The organism is Diaphorobacter sp. HDW4B (assembly GCF_011305535.1).
Classification (GTDB): Bacteria; Pseudomonadota; Gammaproteobacteria; order Burkholderiales; family Burkholderiaceae_C; genus Diaphorobacter_A.
The window spans coordinates 33842-52226 of sequence record NZ_CP049905.1; the positions used below are offsets into that span (position 1 = coordinate 33842).

Sequence of the window (18385 nt, forward strand, 5' to 3'; positions counted from 1 at the left end):
CTTGTGTCTCCATGTGAATCCGTCACTATGCCTGCACGCATGCGTCATCGCATTGGGGCAAATGCTCGCTGCGCACGCAGCGAAAACCACAGACGGTGTCACCATCGCCCTCTATGATGGCCCTTCATGAGCAAAGCCATCATCTGGGTTCTGGTCACCATCTTCGCCTTGGCGCTTGGCGCACTGGGCTATCTGGCCGCCGCCAATTGGCAGGACGAGCCGCTCTCCGAAACCTCGCGCAAGGCGCTGGTCTACATCCAGCCCATTGGCAACCAGGTCAATGGCAACGGCCACGTGCTGCTGGCGGGCTTTGACGCGCCAGTCCCCGAAAAGCCCAAAGCCGATGCGGTCGAGCCTGCCAGACAGCTGGGCCTGAAGTTTCTCCAACGCGAGCAGGAGCGCTTCAGATGGAACGAGCGTTTTGGCTCGTTCGACGATCCCAAGTCCCCCGCGCCCATCAAGATGGACAAGCCGATCACGCCAGAACAAATCCTGCCGCTTGAACTGCACTGCAAGCCCGCGCAGCCCGATTGCATTGCCTGGTATGTGCAGAACCGCAAGGCCATCTCCGCGACCGATCCTGCAAGACGCGCGGCGCTGGCACGTGTTGCCGCCATCGCCAACGCACCGCAATACGCCAACATTTTCCCGATCTACCAAGGCGACCAGACCTACAACACCAATGCGCTGCGCCATGCGGTGATGCTGCAACTCGCGCAGGCCAGCCTGCTGTGGAATGACAAGGCGTATGACAAGGCGCTCGATCAGGTCGAGCTGCTCGAAAAACTGCGCCAACGTCTTGCGCGTTCGGACTCTCTTTCGCTGAGTGCGATGGCCACCTCCTGGCTCAACAAGGCATGCACCCAATGGATCAGCCAGGTGCTGACGCGCGAAGGCAAGAAGCTGCGTCCACAGGATGCGGAACGACTGCAGAAGCTGCTCGATGCTCCGCGCCTGACCGTGCGTGACGGCTTGCACGGAGAAATGGTGTATTTCGCCAGTGTGAACGCTTCGCTGGGCATCTTTCTGACCTTCCCAGAACCAGATACAAATGCCGCGTCGAACAAGCCCGAAGAGCAACCCAAGACAGATGCGAAAGCCGCCGACGAACCCCGCCGCGCGAGGCCTTCCACCCAATCGCTGCCAGCGCGTCGCTACATCAGCTCCCTGCTGTACCTGCCGCATCAAAGCACCAACATCGCGGTCGAGCAGTTCGGTCTCACCATGGCCTTGGCGGATGTGCCGACCATCGAATTCGACAAAGCACTCGAAGCCACCAGCGATCAACGCAAGGCCTTGCACAGCAAGCGCGACGAATGGTACGGAGCGCGCAACATCGTCGGTCAGAAATTGATGGATCGCGCTGTCGACTGGGACACCAGCTACGTCGACTACATCCGCCGCGAGATCGATGCCAGCGGATATCGCCGGCTCGTGCAATTGCAGTTGCTGGCCATCCAGCAGAACTTGGCACCGGACTCCATGCCCGGCTGGCTGGCACAAAGCGCTTCGCCGCTGCGCAATCCATACGATGGCAAGCCCATGCAATGGGACGCAGCCAAGCGCAGTCTGGTGTTCGAAGGCCGCGTCAAACAACGCGCGGATGCTGACGATTCAAAGTTTTATCGCATAGAGTTGCGCTGAAAGTCCACATCAGCACCCATGCGCAAACTGCTTATTGCCATCGTCACCACCCTCTTTGTCCTGCTGCTGTTGACCGTGGCCTTTGTGGTTGCAGCCAATTGGCGAGATTCCCCGCTGAGCGATGACGCACGCGCGGTTCTGGACGCGGAGCCAGCCAAGGAACTGCCCGGCATCGCCAATGGATTCCCCATCATCGCCGGGCTCGACGCGCCTCTTGAAGGCGATCCCGTTGAAGCCGCCCGTCAACTCGGCAAACAACGCCTGCAACGTGAAATCGAACGCAAGCAGTGGTTCGATCAGGAGGGTTTCAAGGCAGACGCAACCAAGGCCCCTGCGCCCGTGGAGCCGCCCGCGTCCGTCAAAGTCCAACAGATCTTGCCAGATGGATTGCGCTGCAAGACAGATGTGGATGCGCCCATCAACTGCCATGACTGGTACGTGGAGCACGCCAGCCAGTTGCAAGCTGTCATCGCCGCGCAGCAGCCCATGCTCCAACGTTTTGCGGCCGCTGCCGACGCGCCGCAGTTCCAAAGCGAGTCTCCGGTCTATTTCTGGCATTTGCTCCCGCCCTATCAGGTACTGATGCGCACCCAAGAGCTGCAACTGGCGCGCTCCAGCCTGCTGTGGCATTCAGGGCAGCAAGAGCAAGCGCTGAGCGAAGCCATGCGGGGTGATCGCGTAACGCACGGCTTGGGCGATGGCACCACTCAGTTGGTGAGCAGCATGATTGCGCTGGCAATGCAATACCGCATGCAGCGCTGGCTTGCCGACTTGATGGCAACAGACACGCCACCCCACTCACCCAAGGCATACGAACTGGCCAAGGCGCTGGTGCAGATCCCGCCGCCGTCGCTCCATTCGGGTCTCGTCGGCGAGACGCAGTTTCAGGTGCGAATGATGCAGCTCATCGGCAAGGATGACAGCGAATGGCGGAGCATTCTGAATGAAGCGACACAGGACCGCCCCGCCTGGCGCGCAGCATTGGAGTCCGCATGGGTGCGCATGACGTACCTGCCCAACGAATCGCTGAATCAACAAGTGAAGTGGTGGCAGCTCTATCTGCCGACCACACTCGTGCCAGCCCATGAATACGACGCAGCGCTCAAAGCATTCGAGCAACGCGAAAAGGAATTGAGCGAGCAGCGATCCCGCTGGTTTGGTGTGCGCAACTTTGCAGGCAACGTGCTCGCCGATATTGGCAAACCCAACTTCTCCACCTACATTCAACGCCGCTTCGACGTCGATGCCCACCGGCGCATGGTCCTGCTGATGCTGCAGGCCAAGGAACAGAACATTCCCGCCGACAAGATGCCCACATGGCTAGCCCAATCACCGGAGAACCTGCGCAATCCCTACACGCTGGAGCCCATGCAATGGGACGCTCTCAGCCACAGTCTGGTGTTCGAGGGCCGCGAGTCGCAGAATCAGAATCCGGGACGCTCCAAGACCTACCACGTCAAGTTCTAGTCCATAAAACAAAAGGGAGCCGACTGTCGTCAGGCCCCCTTCTTGGATGTCAGCAGATCGCTAGCATCACTTGTGGCTCAGGCGGCGTACGGCCCAGTCGCCCAAGCTCTGGATGGCCTGCACAAAGAAGATCAGCACAATCACCACGGCCAGCATGATGTCGGGCAGAAAGCGCTGGTAGCCGTAGCGGATACCCAGGTCACCCAGACCGCCGCCGCCGATGGCGCCGGCCATGGCCGAGTAGCCGGTCAGGCTCACGAAGCTGATGGTCAGGCCCGCGACGATGCCGGGCAGCGCCTCGGGCAGCAGCACCTTCCAGACGATCTGGCTGGTGGTGGCGCCCATCGATTGCGCTGCTTCGATCAGGCCGTTGTCGACTTCACGCAAAGCGGTTTCGACCAGACGTGCCACGAACGGCGCAGCAGCCAGCGTCAGTGGAACGACTGCGGCCCAGGTGCCGATGGACGAGCCGGTGATCAAGCGCGTGAACGGGATGATCGCGACCAGCAGGATGATGAATGGGGTCGAGCGCACGGCGTTCACGATCCAGCCGACGGTCTTGTTGAGCGGGCTGTTTTCGAGCACGCCGCCCTTGTCGGTCAGGCGCAGGAACACGCCGAGCGGAATGCCGATCAGCCCACCGACGAGGCCGGACACGCCGACCATGATGATGGTTTCCCAGAGCGATTGGGCGAACAGCTCCAGCATCATTTCAGAAAAATTCTCGAACATCGCTTCAGTCCTCCAACGCCACTTCCTGCACCAGCACGCCCTGCGCGCGCAACTCGGCCACGGTGGCGTCGAGCTGCACTTGCTGGCCGCTGGCGAACACGGCCAGCGAGCCAAAGGTCTGGTTCTGGATTTCATCGACCTGACCATGCAGGATGGACAGATCCAGCGAATGCTCACGGATCAGACGCGAGAGAATCGGCTGATAAGCCTGCTCACCCGAGTACGACAAGCGCAGCAGACGGCCACTCTGGCCAAAGCCCTGCGCTTGCGCCGACAGGTGACGCACGCGGTCGAACACGCTGGCGGGAAGCTCCTGCGGCACGATCTCATCGATCAGGCTCTTGGTGATGGCTTCTTGCGGACGGGTGAACACGTCGATCACGCGGCCCATCTCCACGATGCGACCGGCCTCGATCACGGCCACGCGGTCGGCGATCTGCTTGACCACCTGCATCTGGTGCGTGATGAGCACGACGGTGACGCCGAGTTCGTTGTTCACCTTGCGCAGCAGATCGAGAATCGAGCGTGTGGTTTCCGGGTCGAGCGCGGAAGTCGCCTCGTCCGACAGCAGCACCTTGGGGTTGCTGGCGAGCGCGCGCGCAATGCCCACACGCTGCTTCTGACCGCCGGAAATCTGCGCTGGATAGCGATCCGCCAGTTGGTCCAGACCCACCAGTTCAAGCAGCGGGTCGATGCGCTTCTTGATCGCGTCCTTGCTCATGCCGGCCAGTTCGAGCGGCAGCGCGGCGTTGTCATAGACGGTGCGCGAAGACAGCAGGTTGAAGTGCTGGAACACCATGCCGATTTCGCGGCGTGCCTGACGCAGCTCGGCGTCGCTCAGCTTGGTCAGGTCGCGCCCGGCGACGATGACTTCGCCCGCCGTCGGTCGGTTGAGCAGATTGATGACACGCACCAGCGAGCTCTTGCCCGCGCCGGAACGCCCGATGATGCCGAACACTTCGCCCGCGCCGATCTTGAGATCAATACCGCGCAACGCCTCAACCGGGCCTTTTGGGCCCTTGTAGATCTGGGTAATACCCCGTAAATCGATCATGAATGCAAAAAACACGCCGCAGCAAGCCTGATGGGAGATCAGTCCCACCAACCTGCAGCGGCGCGCTTTCAGGAATTAATTGGATGGCTTGAAATGTAATCGTTCGTCATGAATGTCACAACGAACATTACGTTAAGTATTAAGACCCGGAAGTTATAAGCACAAAGGGGCTTCAGCAAGCCATTCGGGGCCAACACTGACAGCAGAGTTTTTCCGCACTCGCTATCATCCGGGTTTCCCCTGATTTTAAGGCGTTCGCAAAGGCCGTCCCATCCGGACGACTTTCCGGCCACTTGTGGCTGCCGCGCAACCGCCTCTCCCCCCTACCTCTCTCCATCAATGCAAAGCCGCTGGCCCCCTGTTCTCTGGATCGGTTATTCCATGTGCGTGGGCGTGATGGGCACTGCGCTCGCCAGCCCCCTCTACCCGATCTACCAGGCCGCCTGGAAGCTGCGCCCCAGTGACATCACGCACATCTTTGTGCTCTACATGTGCGGCGTGCTCGTCAGCCTGCTGTTTTTGGGGCGGCTCACCCAGCGCTTTGGCTTTCTGCCGATTCTGCGCGCGGGCCTGATCGTGATGACCACCGGCGTCGTGGTCTCGGCGCTGGCGTGGAACGTGCCTTCCTTCATGGTTGCGCGCATGCTGATCGGTCTGGCTTCGGGGATGATCACCACCTCCGCCTCGGTCGGCATGGTGCAGGCCAGCCCCGGAAAAGACCCGCGCCGCATTGCCGCGCTCACCACCGTGGCGATGACGCTGGGCTTCGGCATCGGCCCGCTGCTGGGCGGCGTGATGGCGCAGTGGGTGCCGCATCCACTGCTGACCGCCTACATCCCGACCACGCTGATGGGCGCGCTGGCGATCTACGCGCTCTTCCAGTTGCGCGCCGAACCCGTCGCCAAGCCGCTGGACGAGCACGACCCGCAAGCCACCATCGACAACACCCGTTCGCTCGCCGGCTGGATGCCCAAGATGACCTTCCCCCCCGCCCGCGGACGCCGCCAGTTCTGGCTGGCCAGCATGGGCGCGTTCAGTGCCTTCGGCATGTTCAGTCTGTATTCGTCGCTCGCACCCAGTTTCATGAAGGAGTTGGTGCCATGGAGCGGCCCTGCGGTGAGCGGCCTGTCGATCGCGATGATTCTGTTTCTGTCCTCGGCCTTTCAGTACGCCGTGCGCAACCTGAAGACCAAATCGGTCGTGCTGACCTCCGAAACCGCACTCGCCCTGTGCAACGTGCTGTTGATGCTGACCATCTGGACCGGCGAGGCCTGGCTGTTCATCGCCGCCGTGCTCGTGACCTCGTTCGGACACGGCCTTGCCAACGTGGGCGGCATGGGCGTGGTGGCCAAGCTCACCGCTCCGGCCGAGCGCGCAGGCCTGCTCAGTTCCTACCTGATCATCGGCTACATGGGCACCATCGTCCCGATCATGGCCGTGGGCTGGCTGGCCGACCATCTGGGCCTGAACCAAGCGCTGATCATTTTCTGCTCGGCCATGGCGCTCATGAATCTTGTCATCTGCGCGATGGTCTGGCGTACCAAAGAACTGCCTGCGGCGAACTGACAGGCTACTGAGCGGCTCGGGCCTGCGTCTTGGTCGCCGCCGCGCGTGCTGCAGCCTCGCGCTTCTTCATCTCTGCAAACAAGGCTGAAAACTGCTCCGCCGTCTGATCGCGCACCGCCGCTGGTCCAACCAGCGGTGGCAGCCAGAACCCCGGCTCCACATCGGCGTGATACACCAACCGCGTGCCGCCCGGCTCTGCCGACAGCGTCATCACGCTGTGCATGGATTTCACATTGCCAGCCACATGGGTCGCGCTGATGTGCTCCTGCGGCACCAGCACCACCTCGCGCGTCGATTCGTATTTCTTGGTGAACGGCCCAAAGCGCGCCAAGCCCACCTGCCGGATCGACAGATGCCGCTCGTCCGCACCAGGAATCACATCGCTGACCTGCACATCGGGAAGTATCTGCTTCAAGTTCGCAAAGTCGGTCAGCACCTCCCAGACGATTTTCTGCGACACCTCGGTGTGCATGACCGCATCGACATGGAACTGCTCACCATCGCGCTGCACCGTCACCGATTTGGGCGATACGAGTTGAGGCGCACGCGTTCCCATGGACGTGTTTCCGGCCGAAGGGTAGTCGTCGGCATGGGCTCCCGCCGCCGCACCCAGCAGCAGCGCCACGCATCCAACCACCACTCGCACGCCATTCGCTCGCCCATTCATATCGCCATTCCCATGGATTGATACGCGAGCATATCGGTCGTTGGAGAGTGGCCGCAAGCCAGACAACATCCATTCTTCACGGTCGAAGAGTGAACTAACATCATCACAGTTCATCGAATGACGGCTTGGCTGACCTGCGCAGCCGCCCCACTTTCGACCCATCCGCATAGGCAACCGATGACCACACGCGCCCTGCCCCTTCTCGAAGTCCCGCCCGGCCAGCCGTTTCGGGTGCTCATGGCCTGCATGGGCAACATCTGCCGCAGCCCCACGGCGCATGGCGTTTTCGAGAAACTGGTGGCCGATGCGGGCCTGGCCCACGCCATCCATGTCGATTCCGCAGGCACCCACAGCTACCACGTGGGCGAACCACCCGATCGGCGCTCGCAAGCCCATGCCGCGCAACGCGGCTACGACCTCTCGGCCCAACGCGCCCGCAAACTGGTCGCCCGTGACTTCAGCGATTTCGATCTGGTGCTGGTCATGGACGGCAACAACGAAGCCGCCGCACGTGCCATCTGCCCACCGGAAATGCGACACAAGCTGCACCGGCTGACGGATTTCTGCACACGCTTCAAGGACAAGGAAGTGCCCGACCCCTACTACGGCGGCTCGGGCGGATTCGAGCATGTGCTCGATCTGGTGGAGGACGCCTGCCAGGGCGTGCTGGCAGCGATCACTTCGGCACGCAAGACGGGTTGAAGAGACCGCGCACTCGAAGAAAGGCCGCTCATCGAAAGCGGCCTTTTTTTCTGCGCAGCTTTTCGTCGTCAGATCACGTACTCAGCCTCAAGTTGCTCGGACTTGAGTGCCTCCTGCACCACGTCCTTGGTCAGCGTCGGCACGAACGTCTCGATGAAGCGATACGCATAGCTGCGCAGCCACGTGCCGCGGCGCAGGCCGAGGCGCGTCAGGTTCACCTCGAACAGATGGCGCGCATCGATGGCATGCAGATGGCGGTCACGCTCGGGGTCAAACGCGATCGATGCGACGATGCCGATGCCCATGCCGAGTTCCACATAGGTCTTGATCACGTCCGCGTCCATGGCCGTCAGCACGATGTCGGGCGAGAGACCTGCGCGGTTGAATGCGGCGTCGATGTGCGCACGGCCTGTGTAGCCCGACTCGTAGGTGATGATCGGGTACGCCGCCAACTGCTCCAGCGTGATGCTGCCGCCCTCTTGCTTTAGCAGCGGATGGCCCGGCGGGACGACGATGGAGTGCGTCCAGCGGTAGCACGGCAAGGTGACGAGTTGATCGAAGCTGGCAAGCGCCTCGGTCGCCACGCCGATGTCGGCCTCGCCGGACAGCAGCATCTGCGCGATCTGCTCGGGTGAGCCTTGGCGCAGGTGCAAGGACACATCGGGGCACAGCTCGCGAAAATCGCGCACCACCTGCGGCAGCGCGTAACGGGCTTGCGAGTGCGTGGCCGCGACGATCAGGCCGCCGCGCTCGCTTTTGGCGAAATCGTCGCCCGCGTGCTTGAGGTTTTCGGCTTCGAGAAGCAGGCGCTCGACGATGGGCAGCAGCACCTCGCCGGGCAGCGTCATGCCGGTCAGGCGCTTGCCTGCGCGCACGAAGATTTCCACACCCAGTTCGTCTTCCAATTCGCGGATCTGGCGGCTCACGCCGGGCTGCGAGGTGTGCAGGATGTTGGCCACATCCGTGAGATTGAAGCCGCGCCGAACCGTCTCGCGCACTGATCGAAGTTGCTGAAAGTTCATGTTGTTATAGGTCTGAATTCAAACGCAAAAAAACACGCGCTCGCGGCATGTTTGCCGCGCTGCGCGTGAAGAGACGCCAGACAAACCCTGTACGCATTTGCGCGCAGGGCTTGTCTGAAGTTTCATCAAAGCTTGGCGATGGAAACCTCGGTGGATTTCACGAGTGCCACGACTTCCGAGCCAAGGGTGAGACCCAGCTCGTCCACGGAGCGCGTGGTGATCACCGAGGTGACGATGCCGAACGGGGTCTGCACATCGACTTCGGAGACGACTTCGCCGCGAATGATTTCGGCGACCTTGCCCTTGAATTGGTTGCGTACGTTGATGGCTTGAATGGACATGATGTGGAATTCCTTGAAATGCGGGGCAGCTGATAAGCAGCTCAGTAAGAGATTGAAAAGCCCAGCAGCGAAGCGACGCTGGCGACCTTGCGCTGCACGGCTTTCACGCTTGCAAATCGCGGAGCACGCAGGCCCCAGGACGCTGCGGTGACCTGCAGCAGGCTTTGTTGAATGGAGTTGGCTTGAACGGACATGATCTGAAATGCTTTCGTTGGAAATGGATGAGATCGGACGGAAGGGCTGATGGAATGACTGCCAGGCAGTCAACGGCTTTCAGACTCCGAGCGACATCGATCCACTGCAAACGAAACCGGCGACATGTCGGTCAGCAGCAATGCGTCGATTGCGGTGAAAGCCTGCGCGTTCACATCCCGCATTCGCTGACGATCCAGCTCGTCGGAGCTGAGATCGAACGGCGCACGCAACGCAGCGAGCGCCCCCGCCCATGCGGCACGCCATGTGCCGACGACCGGGCGGTCGGATTGCGAGATCGTGCTGGAAGCGGTGCTGGAAACGATGCTGGAAATGGCGTTTGAAACACTCATGGCTTTCACCTCGATGGATGGCTGTGGATGGCCTGCTCTTTCTCTAACTGCGCATCAGTGCAGCTTCTTCGTGTAGATCTGGTCGAAGCTGCCGCCGTCGGCAAAGTGCGCCTTGTCAGCCTTGGCCCAGCCGCCGAACGCCTGATCGATGGTCACGAGCGTGAGCTTGGGGAATTGCTTGTCGAACTTGGCCTTGGCCTTTTCGCTGGTGGGGCGGTAGAAGTTCTTGCCCGCGATTTCCTGGCCTTCATCCGAGTACAGGTGCTTGAGGTATTCCTCGGCCAGCGCGCGGGTGCCCTTCTTGTCCACGACCTTGTCGACCACGGCCACCGATGGCTCAGCCAGGATGGACAGCGAAGGCGCGACGATCTCGAACTTGTCCGGACCGAATTCCTTCAATGCCAGGAAAGCTTCGTTTTCCCAGGCCAGCAGCACGTCGCCCACACCACGTTGCACGAAGGTGATGGTCGAGCCGCGAGCGCCGGTGTCCAGCACGGGCACGTTCTTGAACAGGCTGCCCACGAATTCCTTGGCCTTGTCTTCGCTGCCGTACTTGCGCTTGGCGAATTCCCATGCAGCCAGATAGTTCCAGCGCGCGCCGCCCGAGGTCTTGGGGTTCGGGGTGATCACGCCAACGCCGGGCTTGATCAGATCGTCCCAGTCCTTGATGCCCTTGGGATTGCCCTTCTTCACCAGAAACACGATGGTCGAGGTGTAGGGAGCGGAATTCAGCGGCAGGCGCTTTTGCCAATCCGGCTTGACGAGACCATTCTTGGCCAGCGCGTCGATGTCACCGCCCAGCGCCAGCGTGGCCACGTCGGCGTCGATGCCGTCCAGAATCGAGCGTGCCTGCTTGCCCGAGCCACCGTGCGACTGCTTGAACTGCACGTCCTGACCGGTCTTGGCCTTCCAATGCTTGGCAAACGCTTGGTTGTACTCGACGTACAGCTCGCGTGTCGGGTCGTAGGAAACGTTCAGAAAGCTGATCGGATCAGCCGCGAACGATGGCACGGCGCCAAGGGCCATAGCCCCAACGAGCCCGAGTGCGAGTGGAAACTTGATAAAGTGACGGCGATCTTTCTTCATGGCGTGCTTTCTGGTCTCTGTTGCTTGAATTGATTCGGCGCAAATTGCTGGTTCAACTGCTTGTTTGCTACCGATGTCATGCATTCTGAAAGTCACGCGACAAAACTGGAACGATTAAGATTTCAGTTCTATATTCAAAAATCATCTAAGAAAAGGGTAACCCCATGGCACGTACCGTCCAATGCATCAAGCTCGGCACCGAAGCTGAAGGCCTCGATTTCCCTCCTTACCCCGGTGAACTGGGCAAACGCATCTATGAAAATGTGAGCAAGCAGGCATGGGCCGACTGGCTCAAGCACCAGACCATGCTGGTGAACGAAAACCGCCTGAACCTGGCCGACGCACGTGCTCGCCAGTACCTGGCACGCCAGATGGAGAATCATTTCTTCGGCGGCGGCGCAGACGCCGCTCAAGGCTACGTGCCCCCAAGCGCTTGATTCGAGCCAAGCTCTTGAGACTTGATGCTCGTCATTGAATCGAGCATCTTTCCACCCAAACAGCGGCGTACAGTCGCTGTTTTGCTTTTTGCCTCTGAATTGACTGCGCCATGACCGAGCCCCTCGCCTGGCTTCCCGACGGAACCCCCTTCAGCCACCGCTTCAACGACCGTTATCACAGCGACGTCAATCGCGGGCTGGATCAGGCCAAGGAGGTGTTCTTCCACGGCTGCGGCCTGCCCGCAGCATGGGCCAACCAGCCTCAGTGGCGCATTCTGGAAACCGGCTTCGGTCTGGGCCTGAACTTCCTCACCACGTGGAAGGCGTGGCGCGAAGACCCCGAGCGCCCGCACTTGCTGCACTTCATCTCGGCCGAGGCCTGGCCGGTGCATGCCGACGATCTGCTGCGCGCCGCACCTGACGAGTTCAAGGAGTTGGCCAAGGAACTGAGCGCGCAGTTCTGGGGTCTGCTGCCGGGCGTGCATCGCCTGTCGCTCGACCAAGGGCGCGTGCTGCTCACGCTCTATATAGGTGACGCTCAGCAGATGCTGCGCCAGCAGACGCCGATGGCCGACAGCGTGTATCTCGACGGTTTCAGCCCCAAGGTCAATCCCGAGCTGTGGAACATCCACATGTTCAAGGCGATTGCGCGCTGCTGCCATCGCGGCACACGGCTGGCGACCTGGACGATTGCGCGCGCGGTGCGTGACGATCTGGCGCAATGCGGCTTCGAGGTGCAGAAAGTGCCAGGCGTGCCGCCCAAGCGCGACAACCTGCAGGCCGTGTTCAACCCGCGCTGGGAGCCGCGCGCCGTGCGGGAAGTGCTGCCCGATGTGGCAGTCCAGCAACCGGGCACCTGCATGGTCATCGGCGCGGGCCTCTCTGGCAGCGCCTGCGCGGCCAGCCTTGCCAAGCGTGGCTGGCAAGTCACCGTGCTCGATGCCAAAGGCGTGGCGGCAGGCGCATCCGGCCTGCCCGCAGGCGTGTTTGCGCCGCACGTCTCGCCCGACGACAGCGTGCTCTCGCGGCTGTCGCGCGCGGGCGTGCGCACGACCTTGCAGACGCTGGGAGCCATGGAGCGCGGCGAGTTCTGGGATGAATGCGGCGTGCTGGAACACCGCGTCGATCACTCGCCCGGCATTCCCGATGCATGGCATGAAGACAAACACCCCGGTGCTGATTGGACGCGCACTGCCAGCCCCGAACAATGCGAGCGCAATGCCGTGCCCGCCGATGCCATCGCCTGCTGGCATGTGCGCGCAGGATGGGTCAAGCCCAAAAGCATCGTCGCGCATCAGCTCACGCACGAACGCATTCGCGTGTTGGACCATGCCAAGGTGGTGCGTCTGGAACGATCGGCCAGCACCCCCGATGGCTGGCTGGCACTGGACGAAAACGGCAAACCGCTCGCGCAAGCCGACATGGTCATCATCACTGCGGGTTTCGACAGCCATGCCCTGCTCGACCAGCGCTGGCCACTGCAGGCACTGCGCGGGCAAATCAGTTGGGGGCTACATTCAGAGAACCCTGAAGCGGCTCCCTGGCCTGAGGTTCCCGTGAACGGCCACGGCAATCTGGTGCCGCGTGCTCCGCTCGATCAAGGCATAGGCTGGGTGCTCGGCTCCACCTTCGAGCGCGACGTGACCGAGTTGCCGCCCAGCGCCGCCGATCAGGCCGAGGCGCTCGAAGGCAATTTCGCCAAGCTCGGCGAATTGGCCCCTGTGCTGGCAGAGCAACGATCCACCGAATTCACCAACGCCCACAACTGGTCCGCCGTGCGCTGCGCCGCGCATGACCGCCTGCCCATCGTCGGCCCGGTCGATCAGCAAGCCATGCCCGGTCTCTGGGTCTGCACGGCCATGGGCTCACGCGGGCTGACGCTGTCCATGCTGTGCGGCGAGTTGATCGCCACCCGCCTGCACAACGAGCCCTTGCCGCTCGAAGCCAAGCTCGCGCAGGCGTTGAGCAGCGAGCGCATGGCGCGTCAAACCACGAACGTCAACGCGTCATGACCAGCATTTCGACAAGGCCCGTCGAGCCTTCCGCATGCGATTGAAGCGCCTTGCCAATCACCGTGCCGGGCACCACCGCCCCCGATGCGCGCTTGGCGTGACCTTCCAGACTCGCACTGACCAGCAAATCGCCGGGACGGATCGCCCCGCCCTCCAGCGTGACCTTGACCGGCACGCGCCCTGCCAGGGCCAGCGCAGGCAGGCCAGATGCGTCATCGATTCCGGCGTTCATCAGCACACCCGGCTTGGTGGTGATGACGCCCGCAACCATGGTGCTTTCCGATCCGCTTGAGAGCCGGTAGTGCATGGCGTGTTCGGGGTCGATTTCAACCACATCGCCCGGCTGCGGCGCGCGCCCCTTGAAATCGACCAGCTCCGCAATGTCAGCACCTCCCGTCTGGGTCCCGCCATTGAAGAAGCCCTTGCCCGTGTTGTCGATGCGAGCGACGTTGCTGTTCTTCTTGAAGACAGCCAGATTGCCCGTGCCGTTGGACGCCACGATGAACACATCCTCCGGATTGGCCGCATTCACGTTCTCGAAGCGTCCTGCATTGCCCGTGCCGCCGCTGATACCGACCTGACCGATCACCGCAATGGCACCATCGGGATGGGTCACAAAGCCACGCACGCCATAGCCATCGAGACCATCACTGCGCCCCACCACCGCACCAATGCCAGAACAACTGAAGCCTCCACATGTCTTGCCGCTTCCCGTTCCTGCGCGCCCGACGACTGCTTCTCCGTAGGGATTGTCGCCAATCACGCCAGCGGCCGAAATCGAGTTGGTGATGCCCCACGCGGCATTGCCGCCCGCACTGGTCGCAAAAACGCCGGGGCCCACCCCTGCCTGCAGCACATCCAGCCCTCTTGCGCCGTTGCTGGAGTTGGTCAATTGCACTTGCACCCCGCTGCCAATGCCGGTTGAGCTGGCAACGATGGCAGGCGATGTATTGCTGGCACTGGAGATTGCGCCGCGCAGCGCCCCGCCAGCGCCACTCTGAGTGATATTGAAAAGCGTCAGGGGATCGCTCACGGTCGCCGCGTATGGCAAAGAAAATCCTGCCGCGGGCGGCGGGCACGGCCCTATCTGACCAGACATGATCTCGATGCACATATTCGTGGGTCGAACCGGCAAACCACTCCAACCTGGAATCGCGATCGTGCCGTCTTCCTTCACACTCAGCCGGACCACGCCACCAAGGCTGTCCTTGACCACAAAACCACTGCCCGCCGATGGCTGGACCACCACGTCGGCCGCAGTCGCCACCAGGGGCGATACGGCGCAGGCCAGTGAAATGACGAGGCCCGCGTGGCATCGTGAAAGTGCTTTGATCATCTGAGTGCTCCCTATATGGTTCTGAATGGATGACGCGACGGGGTATGGCCCCGAATGTTTTATCGATGGCGGCAGGTTGCCGATCTCTGGCTATCTGCCCAAAGCCGACTGCTCCGATGCGAGTGACACAGCTGCAGATGGCTCCAATTTGCGCTCCGCTGCTGCAACCGCCTCCTTGCCCATCGGGCTCTCTGCGGGCTCGTCGGATATTAAGGTATGGCGCGCGGCGCGAGATGTCTCACCCCTTCCCGCCCCACCACTGCCGCCGCTTTCGGCAGCTTCATGGGAAGCCAGCGGAGCGATGGCCTGCGCTTGCCCCCGTTGCTGTGCAACTGACGACGCTGGCAATGCAGCCCAAGCCAGCAACATCGCGGCATACACCGCAGAGAACGAATGTGCTTTTTTCATCATGTGGCTCGTGTTGATTTATGCCTTCGTGGCGGGACCGGAAAAGCGCTTCACGCCAATACGGCGAACGGCCAGACAGGCCAGCAGCAGCGCAAGCGTTCCCAGAGAAAGTGTCGACAAAGCGGGGATCTGACGCATGCTCGGGTCATCCCAACGACCGGTAGCGTCAAAAAAGAACCAGCGAAACAGATTGCCACTCACCACCGAATGGAACTTGGATGGCTTGTCCGGTGCCATCACGGCTCCAACGGCGCGACTGTCGGCCACGTCGACATAGTCGATGGCCTGAACGTCCGTCGCAGAAATCTGTGCAGTCGTGCCCGCCACCGTGCTTCGAATCTTCAGCAGATTGCCACTCGCCCCTTGCAAGGTGATCTTTCCCGTCACCGTGGTGGTTTTCCCGGCATCGAGCACGAGATTCTTTCCAGTGCCAGTCAATACCGCCAGATCGTTGAATGAAACGCCACCGCCAATATGTGACGTGCCATTGCCGCAACCATCAACGATATTGACCACCCCCGTGCCCGCATTGAATGAGCCCTCCCCCTCAAAATCTCCCGTCATGGTCAAATCGGAAGCAGCACCCGCATCCAATATCCCGCCTGCGGGAATATTGATGTCATTGATGGTTGAAATATGGGCAGAACTCACCTGAATCTGCCCCGCAGCCACCAGGTCGTTGCACCCCATGCTGACGATTGCGTCGCCAAAGCTCACTGTGGAGCCGGCCCCCACCTGAATCCCTCCTGCGTGGGCCAGCACGCTCCCCAGCACGCCCAGACCCACGATCCAGCGCATCGAATCTGAATTCATCATGTTTCCTGTTCTTGTATCGACAAACTCACTGCAAACAATTGCAATTCATCGTGGTTATGAAATTTAACGAGCGAACAGTGCAATCCATATTGGTATTTATTCCAACCAAGAAATACACAACCAAAACTCGAAAAACGATCAATCTATACAAAATCAAGAAAATTAAATAAAACGAAAACTCATAATCAATTGATTTGGCATTCGCCTCTTTTGGTACTCAGCAGAAATGCTCTACACAATGAAATTCAAATCGAAACAGCGCGCTTTTCCGCATTACAAAGCGGCTTCGATAGAACTGCGCAATGTCGATATGTGCGTCCGAAATCAGTACAGAACGGTCCGAAGTTCCGACAATCGGGCAAGACTGCCAATAACAAGGCTTAATGAGTCCGCGTCATGACGGCGCACAGATGAGCGCGCAGCGTTGAAGATCTTGGCCGACAGCCCTGCACATAGGCCTGGACAGCCACGGTCGCTTGAGAACTTTCAGCTACAAACTTATGCCTCTTATGTCATTTTTGATATACATGACTGAATAATTATTCGTTTGAAATCTTAAGGAACGCTTCTACATTCCCATACATGGCTCAAGACAAAGCCATTTTTTGAGCTCGGTCAGCACGGCCACCTTGGAAGCCGCTGCGACCTCCCCCACGAACACAGCCGACCGCCATGTATCAATACACCGAATTCGACAAACAGTTCATCCACCTGCGTGCCGAGCAGTACCGTGACCAACTGGAGCGCTTCCAGAACGGCAAGCTCACGAATGACGAGTTCAAGCCGCTGCGTCTGCAGAACGGCTGGTACGTTCAGCGCTACGCGCCCATGCTGCGTGTGGCAGTGCCTTACGGTGAACTCTCCAGCGCCCAACTGCGCGTGCTGGCGAAGGTGGCGCGTGAATACGATCAGCCCGATGCAACGCTCTTGGCCGACGCGCAAGCGGCGCAGGAAAAGCTGGGGGATATCCCGTTGGCCGACGGCCGCCGCATCGGCACGCAATTCAAGTATGGCTACGGCCACTTCACAACACGCACCAACGTTCAGTACAACTGGATTCCGCTCGACAAAAGCGCGGACGTGATGGATCTGCTGGCCTCCGTGCAACTGCACGGCATTCAGACCAGCGGCAACTGCATTCGCAACATCACCACCGATGCGCTCGCCGGCATTGCCGCGGACGAGATCGTCGATCCCCGTCCCTATTCCGAAATCCTGCGCCAGTGGAGCACGCTGCACCCCGAGTTCTCGTTCCTGCCGCGCAAGTTCAAGCTGTCGCTCAACGGTGCCAAGGAAGACCGCGCCGCGCTCGGCTGGTATGACACCGGCCTGCAACTGGTGAAGAACGAAGCGGGCGAAGTCGGCTTCAAGGTGCGCGTGGGTGGCGGCATGGGCCGCACGCCCGTGATCAGCCCCGTGCTGCAGGAATTCCTGCCTTGGAACCAGATCATGAATTACCTCGAAGCGGTGATTCGTGTCTACAACCGCTACGGCCGCCGCGACAACCTGTGGAAGGCGCGCATCAAGATCCTGGTGAAGAGCGAAGGCCAGAGCTACATCGATCAGGTGAACGAAGAATTCCGCTCCATCGTGGAAGACGAAGGCGGCCCGCACACCATCACCCAGGCCGAGTTCGACCGCGTGGCGGCCAACTTCAAGGAGCCGGAACTCGATCTGAGCCCTTCCGACGCCGAAGCCGAAACGCTGGAACTGCTGCGCACCGCGAGCGCTGAAAACAACGACTTTGGTCGCTGGTTGCACAGCAATGTGCTGCCGCACCGCCTGCCGCAACTGCGCGCCGTGGTGCTGTCGTTCAAGCGCGTGGGCTATGCGCCCGGCGATGCCACAGCGGACCAGATGGACGCTGCGGCGGACCTGGCCGACAAGTTCTCGCACGGCGAACTGCGCGTGACGCATGAACAGAATCTGCTGCTGCCATGGGTGCGCCGCGACCAACTGCCCGAGCTGTACAAAGCCGCGAAGGCGCTCGGTCTGGCCAAGGCCAACATCGGCCTGCTGACCGACATGATCGCCTGCCCCGGCGGTGATTTCTGCGCGCTCGCCAACGCCCGCAGCCTGCCGATTGCCGAAGCCATCACCGAGCGTTACCAAGACCTCGACGAGCTGTGGGACCTGGGCGAGATCGACCTGCACATCAGTGGCTGCATCAACTCCTGCGGTCACCACCACAGCGGCCACATCGGCATTCTGGGCGTGGACAAGGACGGCAAGGAGTGGTATCAAATCACTCTCGGCGGTGCGGACGGCACGAATCTTTCCGGCCCTGCACAGCCCGGCAAGATCATTGGCCCATCGTTCAGCGCGGCAGAAGTGCCCGGCGTAATCGAAGCGCTGCTTGCCACGTATCGCGATCTGCGCGAGGCTCTGCCTGCGGAAGCGGCCAAAGCGGCACATGGTCAGAAGCATGAGAACTTCATCGACACCGTGCGCCGCGTCGGCATCGATCCATTCAAGGCCGCTGGCAACGCCGTGCGCCACACCGCTCACGCTGCCGTGTCCGCCTGATCAAAGCAAGAAAAACGAGTACAG

At 61.0% G+C, this 18385-nt stretch carries 17 protein-coding genes; 7 read left to right on the plus strand and 10 right to left on the minus strand.

Going from position 1 to position 18385, the window contains the following annotated elements; all coding sequences use genetic code 11:
- Nucleotides 1-126 precede the first annotated feature (126 nt).
- Both G7048_RS00160 and G7048_RS00165 read left to right on the plus strand, forming a co-directional pair.
- The gene (locus G7048_RS00160) at nucleotides 127-1644 is read left to right on the plus strand and encodes a hypothetical protein (protein ID WP_166066220.1); all 1518 of its coding nucleotides are present in this window, start codon (nucleotides 127-129) and stop codon (nucleotides 1642-1644) included.
- An 18-nt stretch (nucleotides 1645-1662) separates the two neighbouring features.
- Nucleotides 1663-3111 carry a hypothetical protein gene (locus tag G7048_RS00165; protein ID WP_166066221.1) on the plus strand — a complete coding sequence of 483 codons (1449 nt, stop codon included), beginning with the start codon at nucleotides 1663-1665 and terminating at the stop codon, nucleotides 3109-3111.
- 66 nt (nucleotides 3112-3177) lie between these two features.
- On the opposite strand, the gene G7048_RS00170 is transcribed toward G7048_RS00165, so the two are convergent.
- Both G7048_RS00170 and G7048_RS00175 read right to left on the minus strand, forming a co-directional pair.
- Nucleotides 3178-3843, minus strand: a complete 666-nt coding sequence (locus G7048_RS00170) for a methionine ABC transporter permease (RefSeq protein WP_166066222.1) — start codon at nucleotides 3841-3843, stop codon at nucleotides 3178-3180.
- A 4-nt stretch (nucleotides 3844-3847) separates the two neighbouring features.
- A complete protein-coding gene (locus tag G7048_RS00175) occupies nucleotides 3848-4897 on the minus strand; it encodes a methionine ABC transporter ATP-binding protein (protein WP_166066223.1) in 1050 nt (349 codons plus the stop codon).
- Nucleotides 4898-5236: 339 nt separating this feature from the next.
- On the opposite strand from G7048_RS00175, the gene G7048_RS00180 reads away from it, so the two are divergent.
- Entirely contained in the window at nucleotides 5237-6463 is a 1227-nt protein-coding gene (locus G7048_RS00180; RefSeq protein WP_205750315.1) for an MFS transporter, read from the plus strand.
- A 4-nt stretch (nucleotides 6464-6467) separates the two neighbouring features.
- Here the strand turns inward: G7048_RS00180 and G7048_RS00185 are convergent, their stop codons facing one another.
- Complete coding sequence (locus G7048_RS00185; RefSeq protein ID WP_166066224.1) at nucleotides 6468-7130, minus strand: SRPBCC family protein; 663 nt, start codon at nucleotides 7128-7130, stop codon at nucleotides 6468-6470.
- Between the two features lie 237 nt (nucleotides 7131-7367).
- Here G7048_RS00185 and G7048_RS00190 point away from each other — a divergent pair, with 237 nt between their 5' ends.
- Nucleotides 7368-7832, plus strand: coding sequence for a low molecular weight protein-tyrosine-phosphatase (locus tag G7048_RS00190; RefSeq protein ID WP_166070707.1), 465 nt, complete (start codon nucleotides 7368-7370; stop codon nucleotides 7830-7832).
- 68 nt (nucleotides 7833-7900) lie between these two features.
- On the opposite strand, the gene G7048_RS00195 is transcribed toward G7048_RS00190, so the two are convergent.
- The 5 genes from G7048_RS00195 to G7048_RS00215 form a co-directional block, all read right to left on the minus strand.
- Nucleotides 7901-8854 carry a CysB family HTH-type transcriptional regulator gene (locus G7048_RS00195; RefSeq protein WP_166066225.1) on the minus strand — a complete coding sequence of 318 codons (954 nt, stop codon included), beginning with the start codon at nucleotides 8852-8854 and terminating at the stop codon, nucleotides 7901-7903.
- A gap of 125 nt (nucleotides 8855-8979) precedes the next feature.
- Entirely contained in the window at nucleotides 8980-9195 is a 216-nt protein-coding gene (locus tag G7048_RS00200) for a molybdopterin-binding protein (protein ID WP_166066226.1), read from the minus strand.
- Nucleotides 9196-9236: 41 nt separating this feature from the next.
- A complete protein-coding gene (locus G7048_RS00205; RefSeq protein ID WP_166066227.1) occupies nucleotides 9237-9389 on the minus strand; it encodes a hypothetical protein in 153 nt (50 codons plus the stop codon).
- 69 nt (nucleotides 9390-9458) lie between these two features.
- Complete coding sequence (locus G7048_RS00210) at nucleotides 9459-9740, minus strand: hypothetical protein (protein ID WP_166066228.1); 282 nt, start codon at nucleotides 9738-9740, stop codon at nucleotides 9459-9461.
- A gap of 54 nt (nucleotides 9741-9794) precedes the next feature.
- Nucleotides 9795-10826, minus strand: a complete 1032-nt coding sequence (locus tag G7048_RS00215) for a sulfate ABC transporter substrate-binding protein (RefSeq protein WP_166066229.1) — start codon at nucleotides 10824-10826, stop codon at nucleotides 9795-9797.
- A 164-nt stretch (nucleotides 10827-10990) separates the two neighbouring features.
- Between G7048_RS00215 and G7048_RS00220 the strand changes: the two genes are divergently transcribed.
- Together G7048_RS00220 and mnmC are read left to right on the plus strand one after the other, a co-directional pair.
- Nucleotides 10991-11263: an oxidative damage protection protein gene (locus G7048_RS00220; protein WP_166066230.1), complete on the plus strand. Its 273-nt coding sequence runs from the start codon at nucleotides 10991-10993 to the stop codon at nucleotides 11261-11263.
- 110 nt (nucleotides 11264-11373) lie between these two features.
- The gene (gene mnmC / locus G7048_RS00225) at nucleotides 11374-13275 is read left to right on the plus strand and encodes an FAD-dependent 5-carboxymethylaminomethyl-2-thiouridine(34) oxidoreductase MnmC (protein WP_166066231.1); all 1902 of its coding nucleotides are present in this window, start codon (nucleotides 11374-11376) and stop codon (nucleotides 13273-13275) included.
- Here the strand turns inward: mnmC and G7048_RS00230 are convergent.
- Nucleotides 13262-14611: a hypothetical protein gene (locus tag G7048_RS00230; protein WP_166066233.1), complete on the minus strand. Its 1350-nt coding sequence runs from the start codon at nucleotides 14609-14611 to the stop codon at nucleotides 13262-13264. The two genes, mnmC and G7048_RS00230, sit on opposite strands and share 14 nt — an antisense overlap.
- A gap of 426 nt (nucleotides 14612-15037) precedes the next feature.
- Complete coding sequence (locus G7048_RS00235) at nucleotides 15038-15817, minus strand: hypothetical protein (RefSeq protein ID WP_166066234.1); 780 nt, start codon at nucleotides 15815-15817, stop codon at nucleotides 15038-15040.
- Between the two features lie 690 nt (nucleotides 15818-16507).
- On the opposite strand from G7048_RS00235, the gene G7048_RS00240 reads away from it, so the two are divergent.
- On the plus strand, nucleotides 16508-18361 hold the full coding sequence (locus G7048_RS00240) for a nitrite/sulfite reductase (RefSeq protein WP_166066235.1): 1854 nt from the start codon (nucleotides 16508-16510) through the stop codon (nucleotides 18359-18361).
- The last annotated feature ends 24 nt before the right edge of the window (nucleotides 18362-18385 follow it).